Genomic DNA, 19,422 nt, shown 5'->3' with positions numbered 1-19,422 from the left:
TTTAAAACCCTCCTGGGAAAAACGTTCGAGCGAATCGCGTGTAGAGGTACGAACCATGGTCGCCCCACGGTATCCCGTACTCAAAGAGTGTTGCGTAGTGCGTGTTTGCATAGTCGAATGGGTCGACCGGCCCAGAAGTCGACCCAAGGCGTCTCAGTCGCGTCATCTCACGAAGCTCGTGGCTGTAGAAGTTTCGGTGGATCTGCGTTGCTTCCAATTCGCCGCGAGCGATCTTGCGGAGATCGTTGATCATCGCGGCATTGTGATCCCACATTCCGCCAGAAGGACTCTTGAAGCGGGAGAGATGATCTTCCAAGTAGTCAATTCCAAGATCGGTAAATTTGATCTTATCATTTGAAAGTGGGCGGATAGCCCCGCCAGCATCATCAAGACTGATCCATTTGCCACCGGTAGCCTTGTGCCAACCACCGGTCGCTACACTGTTTGGGGCAACAGAGGACTCTAACGCAACTCCCCCCAGCGAATCGTAATTCTCGACGCGATTTGCCGACTCAAACGCCTGTCGCTCGACGCGGTTTTGGGCCGATTGTAAAAAAATCTCGGCGCGGTTTTCCAGCGTTGAATGATGCGTGCTCGATGCGATCGCTGGGGCGCAGACCAGCAGCGCCGACGCGATCACGAGCATGAACAAGATTTTTTCTTTAGCTGCCTTCATGCACCTATTCTACGCGGCGGGATCGCTGGAAGCGACCGCCGCGACGGTGCAGGGACCGCAAGCAGCTAGATAGCAGCTAAAGATAAAGAAAGAAGTCTTTGATTAACGCGGCACAGCGGGGACACCGCCGGGCGCGTCGTTGTCGTCATCGTCCGACTTGGTTTCGTCGGTCGATGACGATGGGTTTTCGGGCGTCGAGGGATTCCCCGATGGATCGGTGGGCTTTGGGGGATCATCGGGCAGAGCGTCGATTTCTTCGCGGTTCATCTTGGCAGGATGCGTGGCTTCGTGAATCTCTTTCAGTTTGCGGATGCTGACTTGAGTGTAGATTTGCGTCGTCTCCAACTTCGCATGACCGAGCATCGCTTGAATGAACCGGATGTCGGCTCCGTTCTCAAGCATCAGCGTGGCCATCGTGTGTCGAAACAGGTGACACGAACCACGCTTGCCGATGTCGGCCGCGTCGATGTATTCACGAACGAGCTGCGTTAAGCGGTTGGTGGTGAACGCTTCGCCGAGGTGGGTCAGGAACAGCGTCACGTCGTTGGGATCGACGATCAGCCTGGGACGCACTTCGGTGATGTATTTGTTGATCCAGTCGATAGCACGCTTGCCGATCGGAACCATCCGATCTTTCTTGCCTTTACCTTGCCGGACCATCAGCGTTCCACGGTCTACGTCCATGTCGTACAGCTTGAGGTTCACGACTTCCATCCTTCGGATGCCCGTTGAGTAGAGCGTTTCTAAGATCGCTCGATCACGAAGCCCAAGCGGGTCGGTGACGTTAGGAACGGCCAGGACCGTTTCACTTTCACGGATCGTTAAGACGTGTTTCGGAAGGCGTCGTTCGAGGCGTGGCAGTTCCAGTTCACTCGCCGGGTTGTAAAGGATGTGGTTGTTTCGCGTCAGCCACTTGAACCAGGCACGCACCGGAACCAGGCGGGATGATTGACTGCGGAACGACAGCGATTGTCCGTCCGCTTTGCGGTAGTGATACAGGAAGCGTTGATAACGCTCCAGGATCGGTTTGGTGATCTCCGTCGGTCGCGTCAAGCCGCGATCCTCCGCCCACTGGATGAAGTAGTTCAAGTACAAGTGTCGATTCTCGACGGTGCGCTCGCTGTAGTTTTTCACTCGCATCCATTCGAGGAACTTTTCAAGCATCACGGCCATCCCTTGTGGGTCGCCCAGGTTGCCGACTTGCTTGGGTGGTTGTTTGTCGCCTTTGCGTGGCATGGTTGATTCTCCTTCGTCGAATCAGGGGTGAGGTAACAGGCGTGAGACTTGACGTAAGACCCAACGCCGACGACGGAACCGACCGCCGCCAACGAGAACGGCTTCTGATTCTTTGATGAACCAGAAGCCGGGAACGTGTTTCTTTGAATGAGCTTTGAGTACGACTACGATTCGTGTCGCTTCAAGCAGCTTCCGCTTGCCCGTTTTCGTCGTTTTCCCGACTACTGGGCGGAAGTGACGTGTTTTGCCGGGCCGAATCGTTTTCGGGTGGGGCGACTTCTTCCGTTTTCTCCCCGACTTCTCCCGCCTTCTCGGGTGAGTTGTCGGGGCTTCGCAGTCGATTGACGTCGATCAGGCCTGACGTGATTGAGGTCGTTTGATCGCTGTCGGGGTCGTAGGACAACGAGTATTCAAGGCTGCGGCCCTTGCCGCCGCCTGCTTCGATTTTCAGATACTCGTAATCGACCAGACGCGAGAGGTGTTCTTTCAACTGCGTGTCACCGAACGTACTCCAGCGGCGAACGTCACGCCGCGTGAAGCGTTGTTCCCACAGTTCGGTTTCCTGTTCCTTGCATCGCGTGCGCAGACCCGCGAGGAGTTGTTCCAGCAGAACTTGCGTTCGCTCGGGAAGCTCGGCGAACGAGCGTTCCAAGAACCGATCGGCCAGACGGTTGGCTAGCTCGATATCGTCAAGCGTTGTTTCGACGAACCGTACCGATTCGCCCGCCGCGTTAACCATCGTGCCTTCGACACGTTGGTACTGATGCAGCAGCGTGACCGCTTCGATCAACGTCAGGTAATGATCGTGGGCGCGGCGGCTTTTGGTTTTGTCGCTGCGGAAGGTTAATTGCTCGGCGAAGTTGTTGACGACTTCCAGCGGACGCAACAGACGCTGTGCGTTTTGATGACGGGCGCGGATCGCTTTGCGTTCATGCTGCAGGCTGCGGCCGTCGAGCGTTCGCCGCGTGCGTTGTTGGCGGTGGATCGCTTCGGTATGGCAGGCGTGTTCACACACGCCCAGCGTGACGCAGCGGTTCTTGAGTTCCGGGTCGGTGTCGTCGCTGGTGGTGGTCAGGAAGATCATCACCGGGCCTTCGACGTGATACTCTTGCGTTTCCATTCGGCCGGTGCCGGGGTCTTTGCCGGTCGAGGCGATGTTGAGTTCACCTTCGCTTTGCAGCAGCTTCAGCGCGTAGGCCGCTTGCTCGACGCCTTCTTCTTCGGCGATGGCTAGGATGCGGTGCTTCAGGTTCGTGCCGCCCATGTAGAACAGGCTTTGCCCGGTCATCGCCGAATACTTGATCGTGTCTTCGGGTGGCATGAACGCCAGCACCGCTTCCATCAGCGAGGACTTGCCCGCAGCGGACGAGGATTGAATCAGCACCGCCAGCGGTTGCGGTAGCTTGCGACTGGTTGCGGCGAGGTAGCCGACGAGCTTGTTGATTTCTTCACCGACCACGCCGCAAGCGTCGAAGTCGGTCAGGATGGTTTCGACGAGGTTCGGTTGACGAAGCATGTCCAAGGCGGTCGCCTTGTCTTTGTCGGTTAGTTCGATGGTTTCGTCTTTGACCGCAAGCGTATCTTCGATGTGCTTGTCTTGCAGGGATTCCAGTTTCAGCAAGACCTTTCCAAGGTCTCGCTTGATGACCTCGGGATCGAAGCCCAGTTCTTTGGCCGCTTCGCGGATGAACACGGCGCGAGCTTTCGCCGCGTACAGATCGAACGTATCGACGTAGAACGCTTCGTCACGGCGAACCATCACGTTGAGTTTCAACACGTCGAAGGCAAGGTTCTTTTCGAGGCCACGAACGCGGTAGGTTCGATTGCCGATCTCGATGACGATGCCGTTCTCTTTCACTTCGGCTTCGATTTCTTTCGGGGCCGGTGGTTGCGGTGAAGCGACAGGCGGTTGCTTTTCAACGGGCGGCTCCGCCGCCCGTTGATCGTCCGCCGCCGCAGGCTTCGCCACTTCGACGCCAGGGATTTCGGCAGCTAAAGAAGAAGCCTTTGAGGAGGCTGGTTTGCTCGTCGGTTGCTCAGGCTTTTTTTCTTTAGCTGCTCCCGCGCTGGATGCCTGCGACGGCTTCACGCCTGGACCGATCCAGGCCGCGTTGCGGATCAGTAGTCCCAACGTGTCGCGGATCGGTTCAGCATGACCGCCGCCGTTTAAGAACGCACAGCCGTTGATGTCTTTGGCCCCGTCACTCACTCGAGTGCGGAAGCATTCGATACCGAGCGAACAGAATTTCTCGGCATGCTTCGCCGCCGCGTCATCGCCCGCCTTGTCCGCGTCATACGCGATCAACAGCCGTTTGATGTCGTGGACCTGCAGAGCTTGCAGCAGTTCATCGGTCAGACCGTTGGTTCCGTAGATCGTTGTCACGTTGCGGAAGCCCGCGCACCAGAACGTCAGCGCGTCGATCACCGATTCACACAGGATCAGTTCATCCGAGGCGGTGAACGCTTCCAGGTTCAGCACGCCGCCCATCGGTTGCGACAGATAGAAGTGTTTGGCCTTGGATTTGTTGTCGATCCGCCGACCGTAGATTTGTTTGATGCGGCCGGTGTCATCGAGAAGCGGGAACGTGATGCAGCCGCGGAAGTGTTCATGGCCGGTTTCGCGAGTGACGCCCAGTTCTTTCAACCGCGTGCGGATTTCGTTTCCTGCTTTGTTGTTTTGCTTGGGCGGCAGCCGCAGACCGAGCGTTCTATCGACGAAGCCGATCTTGAATCGCTCGACCGCTTCGTGATCGGTGATGAACCGCTTTTGCAGATACGCCAGCGCGTCGGGTGACTGCTTCAATCGCGAGTGGTAGTAATCGACGACGCCGGCGAGCGTTTCGTGATCGTCACCGGACAGCGGCAACGGCGCGTCGAGCTTGCGAGGCTTCGCCCCGCGACCGTTGGGACGACCGCCGGTTGATCCATCGCGGAGCAGTTCAACCGCGTGGCGGAAGCTGACGTTCTCGGCGTGCATGACCCACTGGATCGGATCGCCGCCGCAGCCGCACGCGCCCAAGCAGTTCCAAACATTTTTCTTTCGGTTGGCGACCAGTGAAGGGTTCTTGTCATCGTGAACCGGACACAGCCCAATGAACTCGCCTTTGCCACCGGGACGTTCTTTGAGTCGTGTTCCGTAGCTCTCGATCAGAGCCACGATGTCGTTTTCGTTTTTCATGCGGTCGATGAAGTCATCGTCGAATCGTGCCATGATTTTCCCTTTTTGCGAATAACCGGGGATTTTGGATTGGGTACCGATCGGTACTAGAACGTACCGATCAAGAACCAGCCACGCAACACCCTTCGGTGTTGACCGGCACTTTTCTGTTCCTAATATCGGAGTATTCAGGCATCGACAGGTGATATTTGAGGCACTTTTGATATGACTCCCAAGAAGAATGGCGTTTTGACAACCTTCGCCAAGCGGATCGGCGAACTTCGTAAATCGCACGGATGGTCCCAGAGCGAACTAGCCAAGCAGTTCGGTACGTCCGCCGCGATTGCCGGACGATATGAACGCGGAGACGTTGCCCCGTCGATCGAAGTAGCTCGGAAGATTGCCGATGCACTCGGAGTCACGCTCGACTACATGACCGATCCGGACGCGCCGGAAGATTCGATCCAAGACCAAGAGACGCTCGACCGTCTGCACGGTATCCAGCGACTACCAACCGACGAACGAAGTCGGGTCATTGAAGTGATCGACGCGCTGGTTCGTGATGCCAACGCCCGCGCCACTTACAACGGCAAGAAGTCCAAGAAGTCAGCGTGATCGACCCAGAGTACACGCAAGCGGTTGGAAGCCGTTTTGGCGCGCGGGCGTTTGCCCGGATGGAGACTTGTTCGGAGCGTCGGTGCGCGGTCCGCGAAGCGTGATTCAACGGGCCATCGCAAGTCGTCCGCTCCCGCGTTTGTCCGCTTGTTCGCAGGCTCACTGCGCCGACAACCGCTTCGCTACTTCGCTGGCAGGTCTGGCCGCGTAGCCTGTCGGTGATTCGGGCGGCCATCTGCGGAACGGACTGCGCTTATGACGTACCGCGACCGATGGTTGAGTCTTTCGGCTTGTCGGGCTTTGAACCGATGGAGAGTTGTTCGGTTCTTTTGAGCGAATGTCGCGGAACGTCAACGCTCCGCCGCCGCCTTGCAAGTCTTCTGGCGATTCACCGCTCCCAGCTCCGTTCGCTTAGGCTCACTGCGCGGTCGCTCGCGTACTCTATGAGCGGATGACGGCATCGTGCCTATTCTGTTTTTATCGGCATCCCGCTACACCGGCCTGGAGACATTAAACGATTGGCTGGAGTTGTTTGGTGGGTTGAGCTTTCATCGGGTCGTGACGTTTTCCCGTGGGCCGGTTCCGCTTTGCCTCGGTTCGCTACCGGGCCTTCGGGCCTCCCGCTACGCCGCCTTGCAGCCTTTCACGATTGGCCGTCGTTATCCGGTGCTTTGACGTGTTTCCGTTTACTTGCGTCTTCACCGTGCGGCTTCGCTTTGCCCTCAGCGGCCCGTTCGCTCACGACGCCCGGTCTACGCTCGGTCACTCCGGTGCGGTCTCCGTTCCTCGTTCCTCGTCACTGCGCCTTCCCTACGCTCGGTCGCTTCGACCCGGCGAACGCGACGTCGGGCGATTCACTTGTGATTCAACCGTCAATGAGTTGGCAGAGTCTTTCGGGGTTTGAATCTTTTTCTCTTTAGCTGCCCTTCCGTGTCGCGTTCGCCGGGCGGCATCGTGCCGCCGGGCTACGTCATGCGGCGGCCATCCAGGCCGCCGTGCCTCCGGCGGGAGCGCGGTCTATCGGCGCGTGGCGGCATCGTGCCGAAGATTGCGACGCACTTCGTGTGCGTCGCTGTCGCTAACGCTCCGGTGCGCGGTCGTCCAGTGTGGCGGGCTTCCGGCCCGGTGTTGCGATGGCATCCTGCCATCGCGGTAGTCGCTTTCCGCCCTATTCACCAAACGTGACAGATTCACCTGGCTTATGCGATGAAGTCAATTCCATTGCATCACGATTCCCACTTTCTGTAAGTGAGACCAAGACTCCGTCTGAGTTCTCTTCAACCGCAACAAGCCCCTCATCCGCAAGCTGCTTGGTTGCATCAATCAACCCAAACTCTACAAGCGGATGCCAGTCGATTTTGCCACCATATCGGTAAATGAACATGATGACCTTCTGTTTTTCCGAAAGTTCACTCATTTTAAAACCCTCCTGGGAAAAACGTTCGAGCGAATCGCGTGTAGAGGTACGAACCATGGTCGCCCCACGGTATCCCGTACTCAAAGAGTGTTGCGTAGTGCGTGTTTGCATAGTCGAATGGGTCGACCGGCCCAGAAGTCGACCCAAGGCGTCTCAGTCGCGTCATCTCACGAAGCTCGTGGCTGTAGAAGTTTCGGTGGATCTGCGTTGCTTCCAATTCGCCGCGAGCGATCTTGCGGAGATCGTTGATCATCGCGGCATTGTGATCCCACATTCCGCCAGAAGGACTCTTGAAGCGGGAGAGATGATCTTCCAAGTAGTCAATTCCAAGATCGGTAAATTTGATCTTATCATTTGAAAGTGGGCGGATAGCCCCGCCAGCATCATCAAGACTGATCCATTTGCCACCGGTAGCCTTGTGCCAACCACCGGTCGCTACACTGTTTGGGGCACGTGCCGCAGATTTACCTGCACGAGCCAAATCATCGACCTTCGTACTCATCGCGTACTTCACGCCGAAGACTCTCAGGAGGGCTTCGGCGATTTCGCCGTAGCCGCCATCGCCGTTGGCGAGTTTGACGCCTCCCTGCCAGCCGCGAATTCCGGCGATCGTGCCTTCGGTGACGATGCCGGTGGCGCGCAGGCCGTTGGTTAGCTTGGCGGCGCGGACGCCGGAGGCGAGCGAGCCGATTGCTTTGCTGCCGCCTCCAGTCAGTAGCATGGCGGCGTCGCCTGCAACGGACAGTGCCGCCTCGCGACCGTTGCCTTGAGAAGCGTAGTCGGCGGCGGCCCCCAAGGGGATGACGTGTAATACGAATTCGGCTTTCGAGGCAATCGATTCGGCTTGGTCGACGCGTTTGCCGTCGAAGATATAGGCGTCGACGAGTTCTCGCAAGTCCCACGATCCGCCGGGGCCGTACTGCTTCCCTGGACCGAGCGTTTTCAATCGCCAATGACCGGCGGTGGTCAAACCCGCGTTGACGTACTCGAAGATGAGCGAGCGGAATGTCCCATCGGCCATCGGGATCCACATTGCCACAGCGTGGTAATATGCGCGACCGATGTATTCGGTGAATCTCTTCGCTTGGCCCGTTTTCAGCAAATGCTCGATGCGTTCATTGGGCACATTCTCGGCGTCGAGTTCCGCCATGCCGAACTGCTGGAGCTCGACATCCCCGTACGCCGCTAAGAGTTCCTTATTTTTGGCGTCGTTGAGTTCGGCTTGATTGAATTCGGGTTCCAGGGTCGCCAGATATCGCTTGAAGCCGTCATGGATGCGATCGAATTCTACTTCTTCCACCAACCCATTGGCGGCGTTGTGGATGAGTTTGGCAACCCGCCCGGATTCCCAGTCGTTGGGAACGGAGATTGCGTAGTTCTCGACCGCGATGGATTCATCGAAGTACGAAGAACTCGCGTTGATGTTGGTGGGATCGAGTTCTCGCCGCGTTTTGTAGTTAAGCTGAACGTCGGCTACGGCGCGTGCGCCGACTGGTGCGTGCGTGAGCCTACCACGGGTTCGCCAGAACTCGGCTAAGTCAGGATCAATGGTCTCCAAGATATCAAGTACTTCTTGCGCGTCGTAGGCGACCGTTGTCGGCGGCGTTTGACTCTGTTGGATGGCCGTGATCGATCCGCTCAGTTCTTTGACAGCGGGGGCTTTCGCTGTCGTGAACAGGTTGCTGGACCGATCGAAGGTATCGTACCGTGACTGGACAAAGATGCCGCCCAGATCGAAGGAGATTTCATCGACCTCGTCGTGGACTTTCCAGAACGAGTCCGGAAATTGCTCGCTGGGCTGATCCAGACTGACCCTATTGGCCGACGAGAAATAGCTCTGATAGGGATAGCCGTAACCGTAGTAGCCGCTGTACCAGTACGCACTGCCGTAGTAGCCCCACGCGCCCCACCAGTAGCCTGAGTAGTAGTGTGCGTACGTATTGGTCGATGCGGAGTGAATGGATGTTGCGTAGTCGTTGCTAGGCTTGGCAATTTCGTAGATGCCGTCCAGGTCGGTAGCCAGCGGCACGGTGGGCACTCGCATTTCGTCGTCGTCAGCGGAAATGGTAAACGACTGGGCGAGTGCGATCACATAGTTCACATTCGCCATGATACCCGCCAACGTTGCTTTCGTCGTCAACTGGGAGATTTTCCAATCGTCCGACGCATTGGTTTGAGTGATCTCCGCACTTGACTGAGCGTCCGCTCTGTCGATGTCGTTTGTCCGATGACCGTTGGTTGTGGTTGTGACATTGGCGGCGGTTGCGGCGGCCTGGTCGGCGTCGTAGTCGGCCCAGGGCGATGCGTTGTTGCTGGCGAGCGTGGCGGCAGCCGATGCAAACGAGTTCGCTTCGTATTGGCGATACACCGCGTCGATGTTCTCCCAGGCTGTCATCGTTTGCAGGTAGGCTGCTGAATTTTCGTTATCGAAGGCACGTTGTTGGTTGACGCGAGCAGTGGATTGGGCGACATCGGCAGCAATGAGGGCAATCGTACGAGTTTTCGCCGCCAGTGCTTCGTCACCGAAACGATCGATCTGTTCTTGATCATCCTTCGTTTTCCATTCGGATTTCGCATTGTCTTTGGCGGTTGTTTGCTCATCTGCGGCAGTGTCAATGGCGGTATCGCGAGTGCCCGCGATTTGATGGTCGGCGTAGTCATCTTTGGCCTCTGCGACGTCCACTGTGTGGTCTCGATCTGCTTGGGCAATCGCTCTGGTGTAGGTTCGAGCTGGCACGGCCAAGTTGGTGGCGAGATCATAGGTTGATTGCGTGTTCGCTTGGGATTGATCACGGATGGCATCAGCGAGAGCGATGGCGCGAGTCTTATCGGCGGTCGCTAAATTCTGGTCCCGGGAGACCAGAGCGGTCGCAGTGCGACTTGCGAACTGGCTTTCGGCGGCGTTTCGATCCACGGCCAACGAGATGTAGATGGGGGCCGCATTTGTCCACCAGCTTTGACGTGCGTACGCCGCGTCGACCAGATATTGCGACCAAGGGGTGTTCAATGCGTTGTCGATGTCGATATGAGCGTCCACCCGCGCGGTTTCCGACGCGGTCTGGAAATTTGCTTTCGCATGTGCTTCGCCCAATCGTCCTGTGTTGCGAGCGCTGGTTTCGGCCAATTGTAAGTTGCCCTCAGCGGACGCGTGTGACTTGTCACGCGTTTCGGCTGCGATTGCGATTTGCTCCGCGTAGGTATGTTCCAGAGTCGCTATTCCCTGTGTATGCAAACGATCCGCCTCGGCACCATCAAGCGTATATTGTTTTCGGTCGTCAATCTTCGCATTCTGCAGCGTCAAGGCGTCGTCTGCGGTGGTGGTCACAAATGTGAGCTCGACAGCGGCTATGGACATTCTCTTAGTCCGATCTCGCTGATCAGTTTCGACCTTGTTCGCGCGGTCAATTTGATATTGTTTCGAGGCTCCGGCGATGCCCGTGCCACGTGTTTTTTCAGCGTCGGCGACGTCATGTTCAAAGGTCTTCGTTTTTTGAGCGGATGAAAGTCGAATACCGTTGTCGATGGATTTCTGGGTCGTCTCCTGTGCAATTTCGAGTGAGTTTGAACCGACTGCACGATTTCGCACCTGCAAGGATTCCGCATCCGCATAGATTTTGTCAGCACCGGCTTGGGCGGCGTTGCGGTTTCCACGGGCGAGGGCGATGTCGTAGGTGGCTTGTCCAGCGGCGGTGGCGATCGCGGTGGCGTGGGTGACGAAGGCGGGGGAAACGTCGGTGATCCAGTTCGCTTTGGCCTGCGCGTAGGCGGCGGCGTAGGTGGTTTGCGGCGAGGTCGTGCCGCTGGCGACGGACGCGGCCAGCGTCGCGGCTTGGTTGGCTTCGGTTTGCTGGAAACCAGCTTGGGCGGTGGCCAGACCGGTGGCGCGGCCGACGGCGGCGGTCTGCTGGAGGTTGGTCAGGCCGACGGCTGCGTTCTCGCGGGAGAGCGTGTGGGTTTTGGTCGCAGCGGAGGCGGTGTCGGTGTAGGTTCGATTGGCGTTCGCAAGCGCGGTGGCTTGAGTCGCATCGGCGGGGAGGGTCGCGGCGGAGAGCGTGGTTTCGGCGGTATTGATCGCGGTGGCGTAGGCGACTCCGGCGGTGCCTCGAGTTCCAGCCAGGTCGATATTGGCATCACCGAGGCTGGTGGCGCGGGTGATGTCGGCGTCACCGACGGAGGTCGCGTAGGTCACGTGCGCGGCGATGGCGTCGGTGTCGAAGGTTTCGCCGTTGGTTTGCATGGTGGCTTGCAGGTCGGCGTGCGGGTCAGCTTCGGGATCGCTCGCTCCGTTCTGGAAGCCATAGTTCCAGTAGTAACCGAGTCCCCAGCCGCCCCAGCCGTAGCCCCAGCCGCCGTAGTATCCACCCGATAAACCACCGTAGCCATAGTAGCCACCGTAATAGCCCCCGTAGCCATAGTAGCCACCGTAGTAGCCTCCATACCCATAGTAACCACCGTAGCCATAATAGCCACCGTAGTAACCTCCATATCCATAGTAGCCGTAGCCATACCCATAATATCCATAGTACCCGTAGTAGGCACTTAGATTGCGATCGGTCCACTCGATGTCGCTCCAATCGCCAGCGATATCGAGGTAGTACTGTTCGTAAGCGTCACCGACGTCTTCGGAGTAGGTGGTGGCGAGCTCATTGAGTTTGGATTGCAAGGTTTCCTTGGCAGTGGCGGCTGCGTCGTCATAGGCGACTCGTGCGTAAACGTCCTCCTTTTCGAGCGTGGCTTGGCCAATGGCATCAGCGGTAGTGACATCGGTCGCGGCGTGGGCGATGTCGATCTGGTAGGCAGACTGCGCCCATGCGACGGTATTGAGATGATTGTAGGTGGCGATATTGGTCGAGGTGACGCGGCTGAGCTGGGCCGCGTTGGTCGCGTTGAGCTTAATCAGTCCGGCCACGGAGACCGCGTCTTCGTAGGCATCGCGGGCGACGCGGACGGCATTCGCCCAAATGGCATCGGTCGCGGCGGAGTTGGCTTCCGCAGTTGCCAGTGAAGAGGGGTTGGCAACGGCAATGGATGCTTTGACATTGGCGAAGCCTTGGTAAGCGGCGGCTTCGTAGATGCCACGAGCGGCGATTTGGTCTTCGCGGCGGGCGGCGTCGGCAATGAAGGTGTCGCGGTTGTGGATGTTGGACGCGGAAGTGGATGCGTAGCTGTGCGCGTTGTCGGCCTGCAAGAGCGTGACTTGATAGGCGGCGTCGAGCGGGATGACGGCCGAGTCATAGGCTTTTTCGGTGGTGGCGTTGGTGTTCGCCAGGATCGTCTTGGCAGCAAGGATGGCATCGGCCAGCGTTTTGTCGGCGACGCCTTTGTCATGGGTGTAGGTTTTGTTGTCAGTGGCGTCGTCGGCGGCGTAGAAATAGCTGCCTTTGGCGGAGTGGGCTTGGGATTCGCCGAGCGAAGCGGCCCGTGAGTCTCGCATCGCTTCCCACGCTGCCTTAGAAGCGGGATTGTAAGCGTCCGTGGCGGCCGACATGGCGGTGTTGTAGGTGTCATTGGCTTCGTCGACGTTACCGGTGTGAGTGGCATAGTCGATGTCGCCGTCATAGTATTGGTTGCCGGACTGGCCCACCGAGATGCTGAACGCGGTGTTGGCGGTGACGGTCGCATTGGCGAAGTCAGTGTTCGCATTGATCATGGCGATTTGGTAGGTCGATTCATCGTCGGCCGATGCATCAAAATGGTCTTTGGACCAAGTTCGTTCGTCGTCACTTCGGTCGCCTGCGTTTTCGGCGGTATTGCCTGTGTGCGTGAAAGTGTACCCAGCCAAGTCCATGGCGTAGGTGTACTTGGCGGCGGCGACAGAGCCAACGTAAGTATCGTGGTGATCGGCGATGTCATCGGTGCGATCTTGATTGGCTGTGGCGAGCGTTGTCCGGCGCAGCCGTTTGGCTTCGGCTTGGTTTTGCACGCGGGTGGTGTTAGCGGAATTCATCGAGATTGCGTAGGCTACCTCAGCGGCACCGGTTGCGGTCGCCCAAGCGGTTTCGATGATGCCCTGGTCGACAAAAAGTTGTGACCAAGGGGTGGCCACCGCGCTATCCCAGACGTTCATCGCTGCGGAGTAAGTGTTGGCTTCGCCGATTCGATATGATTTTAAGTTATTGGCGTCGCCGAGGTCGCGGACACCGACGAGCTGAACGGCAGCAACTTCAAAGGTTTTGTCGACCGGCGCGACGGACTGGACGTAGACGACCTGGGCGGCCGCAATGGATTGGGACTCGTCGCCTGCGATTTTTGAGACCGCGATGGCGAAGTCGCGATCCAAGGGGGCGACGGTTTCGTGGAAGACTTTTAAGTCACCGGCGATGTCGCCGGATTGCGTGCTGGAAGCTGACTGCTTGCTGTCTCCATAGGTTTTCCACGCCTCGCGATAATCTTTCGACCAAGTTTTGTTGGAGTTGATGTTGGCGATCGACAAGGTTCGACCGGCGTTATTCTGAGCGATCGAAAGTGTTTCGGAAGCATTGCCGGCGTCGGCGATGGAGACACCATCTTTGGTCCGCGACGAGATCATCGACGTGTTGTAATCATGGAAGGCGTCGTTATTCGCATTGGCGCGAGTTTCGCCATCGTCGGTGGTTTGCTTGTCTCGGGTTTGAGTGATGTCAGCGAGTTTGTTGCTGTAGGTCTGCTGCGCGATATTGGCGTCGAGTTCGGCGGTATTCATGGCCGCCGCGCTGTCGGACCAGTAAGTTTCTTTGGCGTCAGCATAGCCGTGGTCGAGGATGAGCTTTTTATCGGCGGTGTCGTAGGCGGTGTCATGGCGGGCAGCGGCGATGGCGTCGGCGCGAACCTTGTCCGCATCGGTGATTGCCGTGGTGTGGGTGGCGCGAGCAGTTCGCAGGGATTGGTTGTACCCAAGCTCATTGTCCGCCAGGGCAAGTTGGTAGGCGGTCCAGGGCGTGGCGACTGCCGAGTCCCAGGCGGCAAGTGCATTTTTCTTGGCCGTTGCACGATTGACACCGAGATCTGCTTCGGCTTGGCTGAGGGAAACTTGTTCGGTTTTGCGATTGGCGGCGAGTTGCTCATCTCGTGTCTGAGCGGCGTCGGCGTTCGCCTTGGCGGTATCACGCTCGATAGTGGCACGGGCTTTCTCAAGTGTGATCGACGCATTGATCTTGATGATGCGAAGTTCATCATTGCGTTTGGCCACGTCATCGCTGTAGATCTTGGCGGCATCGTTGAGCGCGTGCGCGTAATCCTTTCGGGCGTCGGCATAGGACCTCGACCAAGCCGCATTGGCGGTAATGACGTCTCCGCTGTAAGTGTGGCCACCATCGGCAACAGATTGATCACGGGTCTTGCCTGCCTCCAGTATGCTTGCCGAATAAGCATCATAGGCGGCGTTTCGTGCTGATTGACTGGGTGCGGGGTTGGAATACAGGATGTCCCGAAGTGTGTTCCAGGCAGCGTTCGATGTGGTCGAATAGGTGCTCTGGGCAGTGTTGTAGCTTGTCTGCGCCGTTTCCCCAGCCAGCTTTATTGCTTCGGTAAGAGTTGCATTCGCGGTATCGAGATCCTCTCTATAATCATCCCAGGCGGTCTGACGGGCGTTGTTATAGGTCTCCCGCGAAGCATCAAGATCGGTTGCAGGTTCTTCTTCTAAGTCGTCTCGATATTCATCCGAAGCCGTTTTTCTCGCACCGTTGGCGCGGGTACGCTCGGTGTTGATTGCGGTTTGGTAGGTTTGGTTCGCGGTTTGGTCGGCGGAGCGCCGCGTGTTGTTGGCGCTGTTCACTGCCCGCTGGTAAGTCGACTTGGCGGCAGCATCTGCAATCTGAAACGAAGAGCTGGAATCAAAGTCAAAGGCGGGGCCGCTGTAGTCCGGTTTGGCTTTGGGTGGGCGAGGTTGCGTTGCGTCATCGGGGACGGTGAAACGCTGCAGTGCGGGTGCGTCGGGCCATTGCAGGGGATCGAACTGGAAGCTCGTTGTGTCTCCGGTGTACGCGGTAAGGGACGCTTGGTAATTGGCGGCGGCGGTCGCTTGTGCGGTGGCCAAGTCAATGGCAGACTGAGCGATGTCTTGCTCAAGTTGGTTCTGCGCCGCCGCAACGCTGGCATCCTGATCCTCGTTGGCCGTGTTGATGGCGTCGGTGAGATCGGCATCGGCGGCGTTTTGATCCTGCTCGGCTTGGTTTTCGGCTGTGTCGATGTCGCCCTGTTGGTCTTGCTCGTCCTGCGGCGCGCCCGGGTCGACACCTGACTGCAGGATGAACGTGAAGCTGGACCAGGTACCCAGCAGTGTTTGGCCATTGGGGGCGGTGTCCTTGGTACGGGCCGCGATCGTCACCGAGCCGTCGGCGAGGCCGGTCGGGGTGAACGACCATTTCAAATTGGCACCCACGATCGTTGTTCCATCGGCGATGGAATCACCGTCAGTATCGATTTCGACGAGCATCACACGTCCGTTGCCGTGTCGGCTGACGCCGCCTTGGATTTTGGGTTTTGTCGTCACATTATCGCTGTCACTCGCACCGGTATCCTCGGTGAGCGACAGGTTGACAATGCTTGCACCGGCGACCGTTGCGATGTCGTAGTTGATGATCAACGACTGCCAGGTTTCCGCATCGATAGCCTTGGTCTGCAGATTGGTGGCAACGGTGCGTACCGAGATCGCGGCGGTGTCATCGGGAAGATCGTGTAACTCGATCGTGAACTGGCCACGTGAGTCAGTGGTCGTGGTGAAGTCTGCGTCACCATCGCCGTCGGAATCCACCTCAACACGCAGATCGCTGGTATCGTGTTGGTAATTGACTAGGCCTGATAGCGACGGAGGGGTCCCTTGGGGTGCGTCGCCAGCATCAAAGTCGAGCTGGGATGTCCGTGGTGGTCCATCGGTTTGGTTTTCGTACGTGAACGCCAACGTCGTCCAGGCACCGACCAGACGAGTCGAGCTTTCGGAGTCGAACTGGGTTGCGCGCACGGACACTGTGACCGGCCCGAATACGGCGAAATCTGGGTCAACTATGAACCGCCCATCGGCATCGGGGAAAACGGTTTGATCGACGGTGCCGTCCCCGTTGGTGTCAACGTCGACTGCGACCGGGACAGCAGAATCACTGATGATTCGACCGCTGATGCGAGGGTCTTCGGTATGATCGTCATCGGCGCTGCCGGAGTCATTGACGAGGGCCAGATCGGTGATCATGGCGACCGCGCCGGTCGATGCAACGAGTGAGAACGATAGACTGCTCCAGGCACCCGGTTCAAGACTCTGAGTGACGTTGTTGTAGGCCACACCTCGGGCGGCGATCGAGATTGGGCCCAGCGTCAGACCGGTTGGCGAAAACTGAAAGCCGCCGGAGCCGTCCGTCTGAGTGGTTGCATCGACCGCTCCGTCACCATCGACATCGATTTCAATCGTCTGTTGAGAAACACTGCCGTCATTGGTGAGTTTGCCAGCGATGGATGGATTGCTGGTGACGAAGTCAGTCTGGATGCTGCCGGTATCATTGACTAAATGAAGATCGACGACAGCCAGCGGTGTTTCGGCTGCGGGCGTGAGCGTGAATGAGAATGTTTCGACCGCTCCAGTTTCGAGAGTGCCAAAGGCATCGTTTCGTCGTGTTGCCCAGACATCAATGGTTTGGGCACCGGCGGCCAATTCGACGGCGTTGTACAAAAACTGCCCGTCAGATTGTGGCGTCATCATCGTATCGACGACGCCGTCCTGATCGAAATCGATGTGCAGCGTAAGATCATCGCCCTCGGCGGGCGAAATTACTCCTATCAGCGTCGCGTTGGTCGTAACTTTGTCGTACTCGGACGTTCCGTCATCGACCAGAAGGCCGAGATCCTGAATGCCGGGCAGGGCGGGAGGAGAGTAGGTAAAGTAAAGATAATCCCAACTACCTGTAACCACGGCTGATGTGTCGCGATCCAGTGCCGAACTGCGGACGGAGATCGTGTGTGTTCCTGCGTTCAACCCTGCGGGTGCGAATTGGAAGGATGCCTGGTCGTCAACGGTGGCTTGCCCATCGGCATTTCCGTCGCCGTCGATGTCATATTCGACCTTGACGTTCATGACATTGTGGAAGGGCTGTTCGAGGCTGCCCGTGATGGTCGGATCTCGCGTTTCACGGTCTGTATCGGAATTCCCGGTATCGTTGAGCAGTTCTAGACTAGTCAAATCGGGTGCCGAGGCGTTCGTCCATGAGAAACTATGCTGAGACCACGCGCCAACCAAATTCATCCCATAATCCGTGTTCCATTCCAGTGCCCGAGCCTGGATGTTGTGGTATCCATTAGAAAACGACGTGAAGTATTGAGCGAAGTCCAAGTCGGAATCGGTCGTTGTCGTCACATCGGCAATACCATCCATGTCGAGATCAATCTCGACCGGTATCGCGGCGGGTAGGTCGGGTGCGTCGAAACCGTCGAGAACGGTATCGTCACCAACGCTTACCGAACAACTTTCGCCGAGGTTTGGATTGGCGAGGTCCCCGCCGGGCTCGCCGGGAAGGTCTCCACTCTCGGGTAGCGGTCCCATGGGATCCTCACAGCCATCATACATCCAGTCTTCGCCGGGGTAGTAGCTGGTTTCATTCGCATTGACGTGCCCGGTGATCTGCAACCCGGAAATAATCTGAGGACCGGGCACACCTGCGTCAGCCTGCCCAGTGGAGTGCATCAGTGAAGAGACTGTGTAGGCGGATTGCGGCACCGTTTCCATAGTAAAGGCGAAATCGACCCACGACATCTCAATCACGTTGTCATTGGTTTCGGTCATCGCGAACCGGTATCGGATGGGTACGTCGCCCTGGAACTCGAGGAGTGACGGGTCGGTCAGTCTTGGATCGTAAACGAAATTCGCAGGCAGATTGGAGACATCGACGTGACCATCTACCACTCCGTCTTCGTCGTGATCAAATTCGACTCGCGCGGAAGCGTTTCCGAAACTACCGACGACTTTACCTTCAATCTCAGGATTCGCGGTATGTCGATCGCTATTATCGCGTCCCGTATCGCGAACCAAACGTACGTCACGGATTGGATTCGGTGCGTTGTCGATAATGGAGATCGGAGTCGACTGCTGCAGGACCGGGGCGCCCACCTCATTTGCCAAAACCAAGGCAAATGTTTCGGTACCTTCGAGAAGTGCATCGTTTACGATCGTGACGGGAATGCTTTGCTCAACGGTACCTGCAGGAAAGATCAGCGTCCCGGCAGTCAGAGAAAAATCAGCAGGGGAGCTTGCTGTACCGGCAACGGCGGAGTAGTCGACCGAAACGGTACCCGCACTCGGGAAATTAAGCTGGACGTTGACTGAACTCGTTCCGGCGTCTTCGTTGATAATGGTTGAAACGACACTGAGGGTAGGAACAGGCGCAGCGGATGTGAGCATCTGCAATTTGTAAGCGCCCGTGGAACTTGCATTTCCGTAGCCACTGCCTCCACCGCTCCCGCTCCCAGTACCGCTCCCGCTCCCAGTACCGCTCCCGCTCCCAGTACCGCTCCCGCTCCCAGTACCACTCCCGCTCCCAGTACCACTCCCACTCCCAGTACCACTCCCGCTCCCAGTACCACTCCCGCTCCCAGTACCACTCCCGCTCCCACTCCCGCTCCCACTCCCACTCCCACTCCCACTCCCACTCCCACTCCCACTCCCACTCCCACTCCCGCTTCCAGTACCGCTCCCGCTTCCAGTACCACTCCCGCTTCCAGTACCACTCCCGCTTCCAGTACCACTCCCGCTTCCAGTACCACTCCCGCTTCCTCCCTCGCCAGTGCCACTGCCACCGCCGGAACCACCGTCTCCTCCACCCATGCTCCCGCCAACGAGTGCATCGTAATGGGTGTTGGACTGGCCGCTGACGCCGATCAAATAGGTGCCTGGATTCGCCGCAGTGAATGAGAGATAATCGTCCGCGTAGTTTTCACTTTGAAAATCATTAGGGCTACGTGCGTAGCCAACGCGGTGCCCTACATTCGGCGTCACTTCGACCCCACTGTCGTCAAACACCCGCAAGTAGCTGTTCAGGTCGCTAATATGGTTTCCAGCGTCATCAGTAAAAGCATCGATATCGATGGAGATCGTCTGCCCAGCGGCGAGCTGAACACTGTACAAATCAACGTCGAGATCATCGTACAACCCGTCACCTAAGAACGCGTCGACCTCCAACTCCGTCTCTGCCTGGAGCGAGACGACCTGCGCCGCCGTAAGCACATCTGGGTAAATAATTCGGTGTAATTGGCAAAGATTTTGCACCTATGTTTCTTGGGAATCTTTTCTTCTTTTGCTAGCAAATGTTCGATGGTCGAAATTGTGCACGGCATCGTGATTCTCCCTGTTTCACAAACCGGGAG

The 19,422-nt window shown here is 57.6% G+C and carries 6 protein-coding genes and 1 pseudogene; 1 reads left to right on the top strand and 6 read right to left on the bottom strand.

Translation table 11 applies throughout. The features are described from left to right. Nucleotide 1 precedes the first annotated feature (1 nt). From CA85_RS22760 to CA85_RS22750, 3 genes are all read right to left on the bottom strand, one after another. Nucleotides 2–676 (bottom strand): hypothetical protein, encoded by a 675-nt coding sequence (locus tag CA85_RS22760; RefSeq protein WP_146393706.1) that lies wholly within the window; start codon nt 674–676, stop codon nt 2–4. Nucleotides 677–778: 102 nt separating this feature from the next. Continuing rightward, on the bottom strand, nt 779–1,912 hold the full coding sequence (xerC, locus tag CA85_RS22755) for a site-specific tyrosine recombinase XerC (protein ID WP_146393704.1): 1,134 nt from the start codon (nt 1,910–1,912) through the stop codon (nt 779–781). A gap of 181 nt (nt 1,913–2,093) precedes the next feature. After that, nucleotides 2,094–5,123 carry a CHC2 zinc finger domain-containing protein gene (locus CA85_RS22750; RefSeq protein ID WP_146393702.1) on the bottom strand — a complete coding sequence of 1,010 codons (3,030 nt, stop codon included), beginning with the start codon at nt 5,121–5,123 and terminating at the stop codon, nt 2,094–2,096. Between the two features lie 171 nt (nt 5,124–5,294). Here CA85_RS22750 and CA85_RS22745 point away from each other — a divergent pair, with 171 nt between their 5' ends. Continuing rightward, the gene (locus CA85_RS22745) at nt 5,295–5,684 is read left to right on the top strand and encodes a helix-turn-helix domain-containing protein (RefSeq protein WP_146393700.1); all 390 of its coding nucleotides are present in this window, start codon (nt 5,295–5,297) and stop codon (nt 5,682–5,684) included. A 1,168-nt stretch (nt 5,685–6,852) separates the two neighbouring features. Here CA85_RS22745 and CA85_RS22740 read toward each other — a convergent pair. From CA85_RS22740 to CA85_RS26240, 3 genes and pseudogenes are all read right to left on the bottom strand, one after another. Beyond that, nucleotides 6,853–7,101: a hypothetical protein gene (locus CA85_RS22740; RefSeq protein ID WP_146393699.1), complete on the bottom strand. Its 249-nt coding sequence runs from the start codon at nt 7,099–7,101 to the stop codon at nt 6,853–6,855. 1 nt (nt 7,102) lies between these two features. Continuing rightward, nucleotides 7,103–18,460 carry a Calx-beta domain-containing protein gene (locus tag CA85_RS22735; RefSeq protein WP_246113085.1) on the bottom strand — a complete coding sequence of 3,786 codons (11,358 nt, stop codon included), beginning with the start codon at nt 18,458–18,460 and terminating at the stop codon, nt 7,103–7,105. A gap of 474 nt (nt 18,461–18,934) precedes the next feature. Further along, nucleotides 18,935–19,282: pseudogene (locus tag CA85_RS26240) on the bottom strand (PPC domain-containing protein); the annotation flags it as partial. Between the last annotated feature and the right edge of the window lie 140 nt (nt 19,283–19,422).

This window comes from Allorhodopirellula solitaria (assembly GCF_007859855.1).
Taxonomy (GTDB): domain Bacteria; phylum Planctomycetota; class Planctomycetia; order Pirellulales; family Pirellulaceae; genus Rhodopirellula; species Rhodopirellula solitaria.
This window is presented reverse-complemented; position numbering and strand designations above follow the sequence as displayed.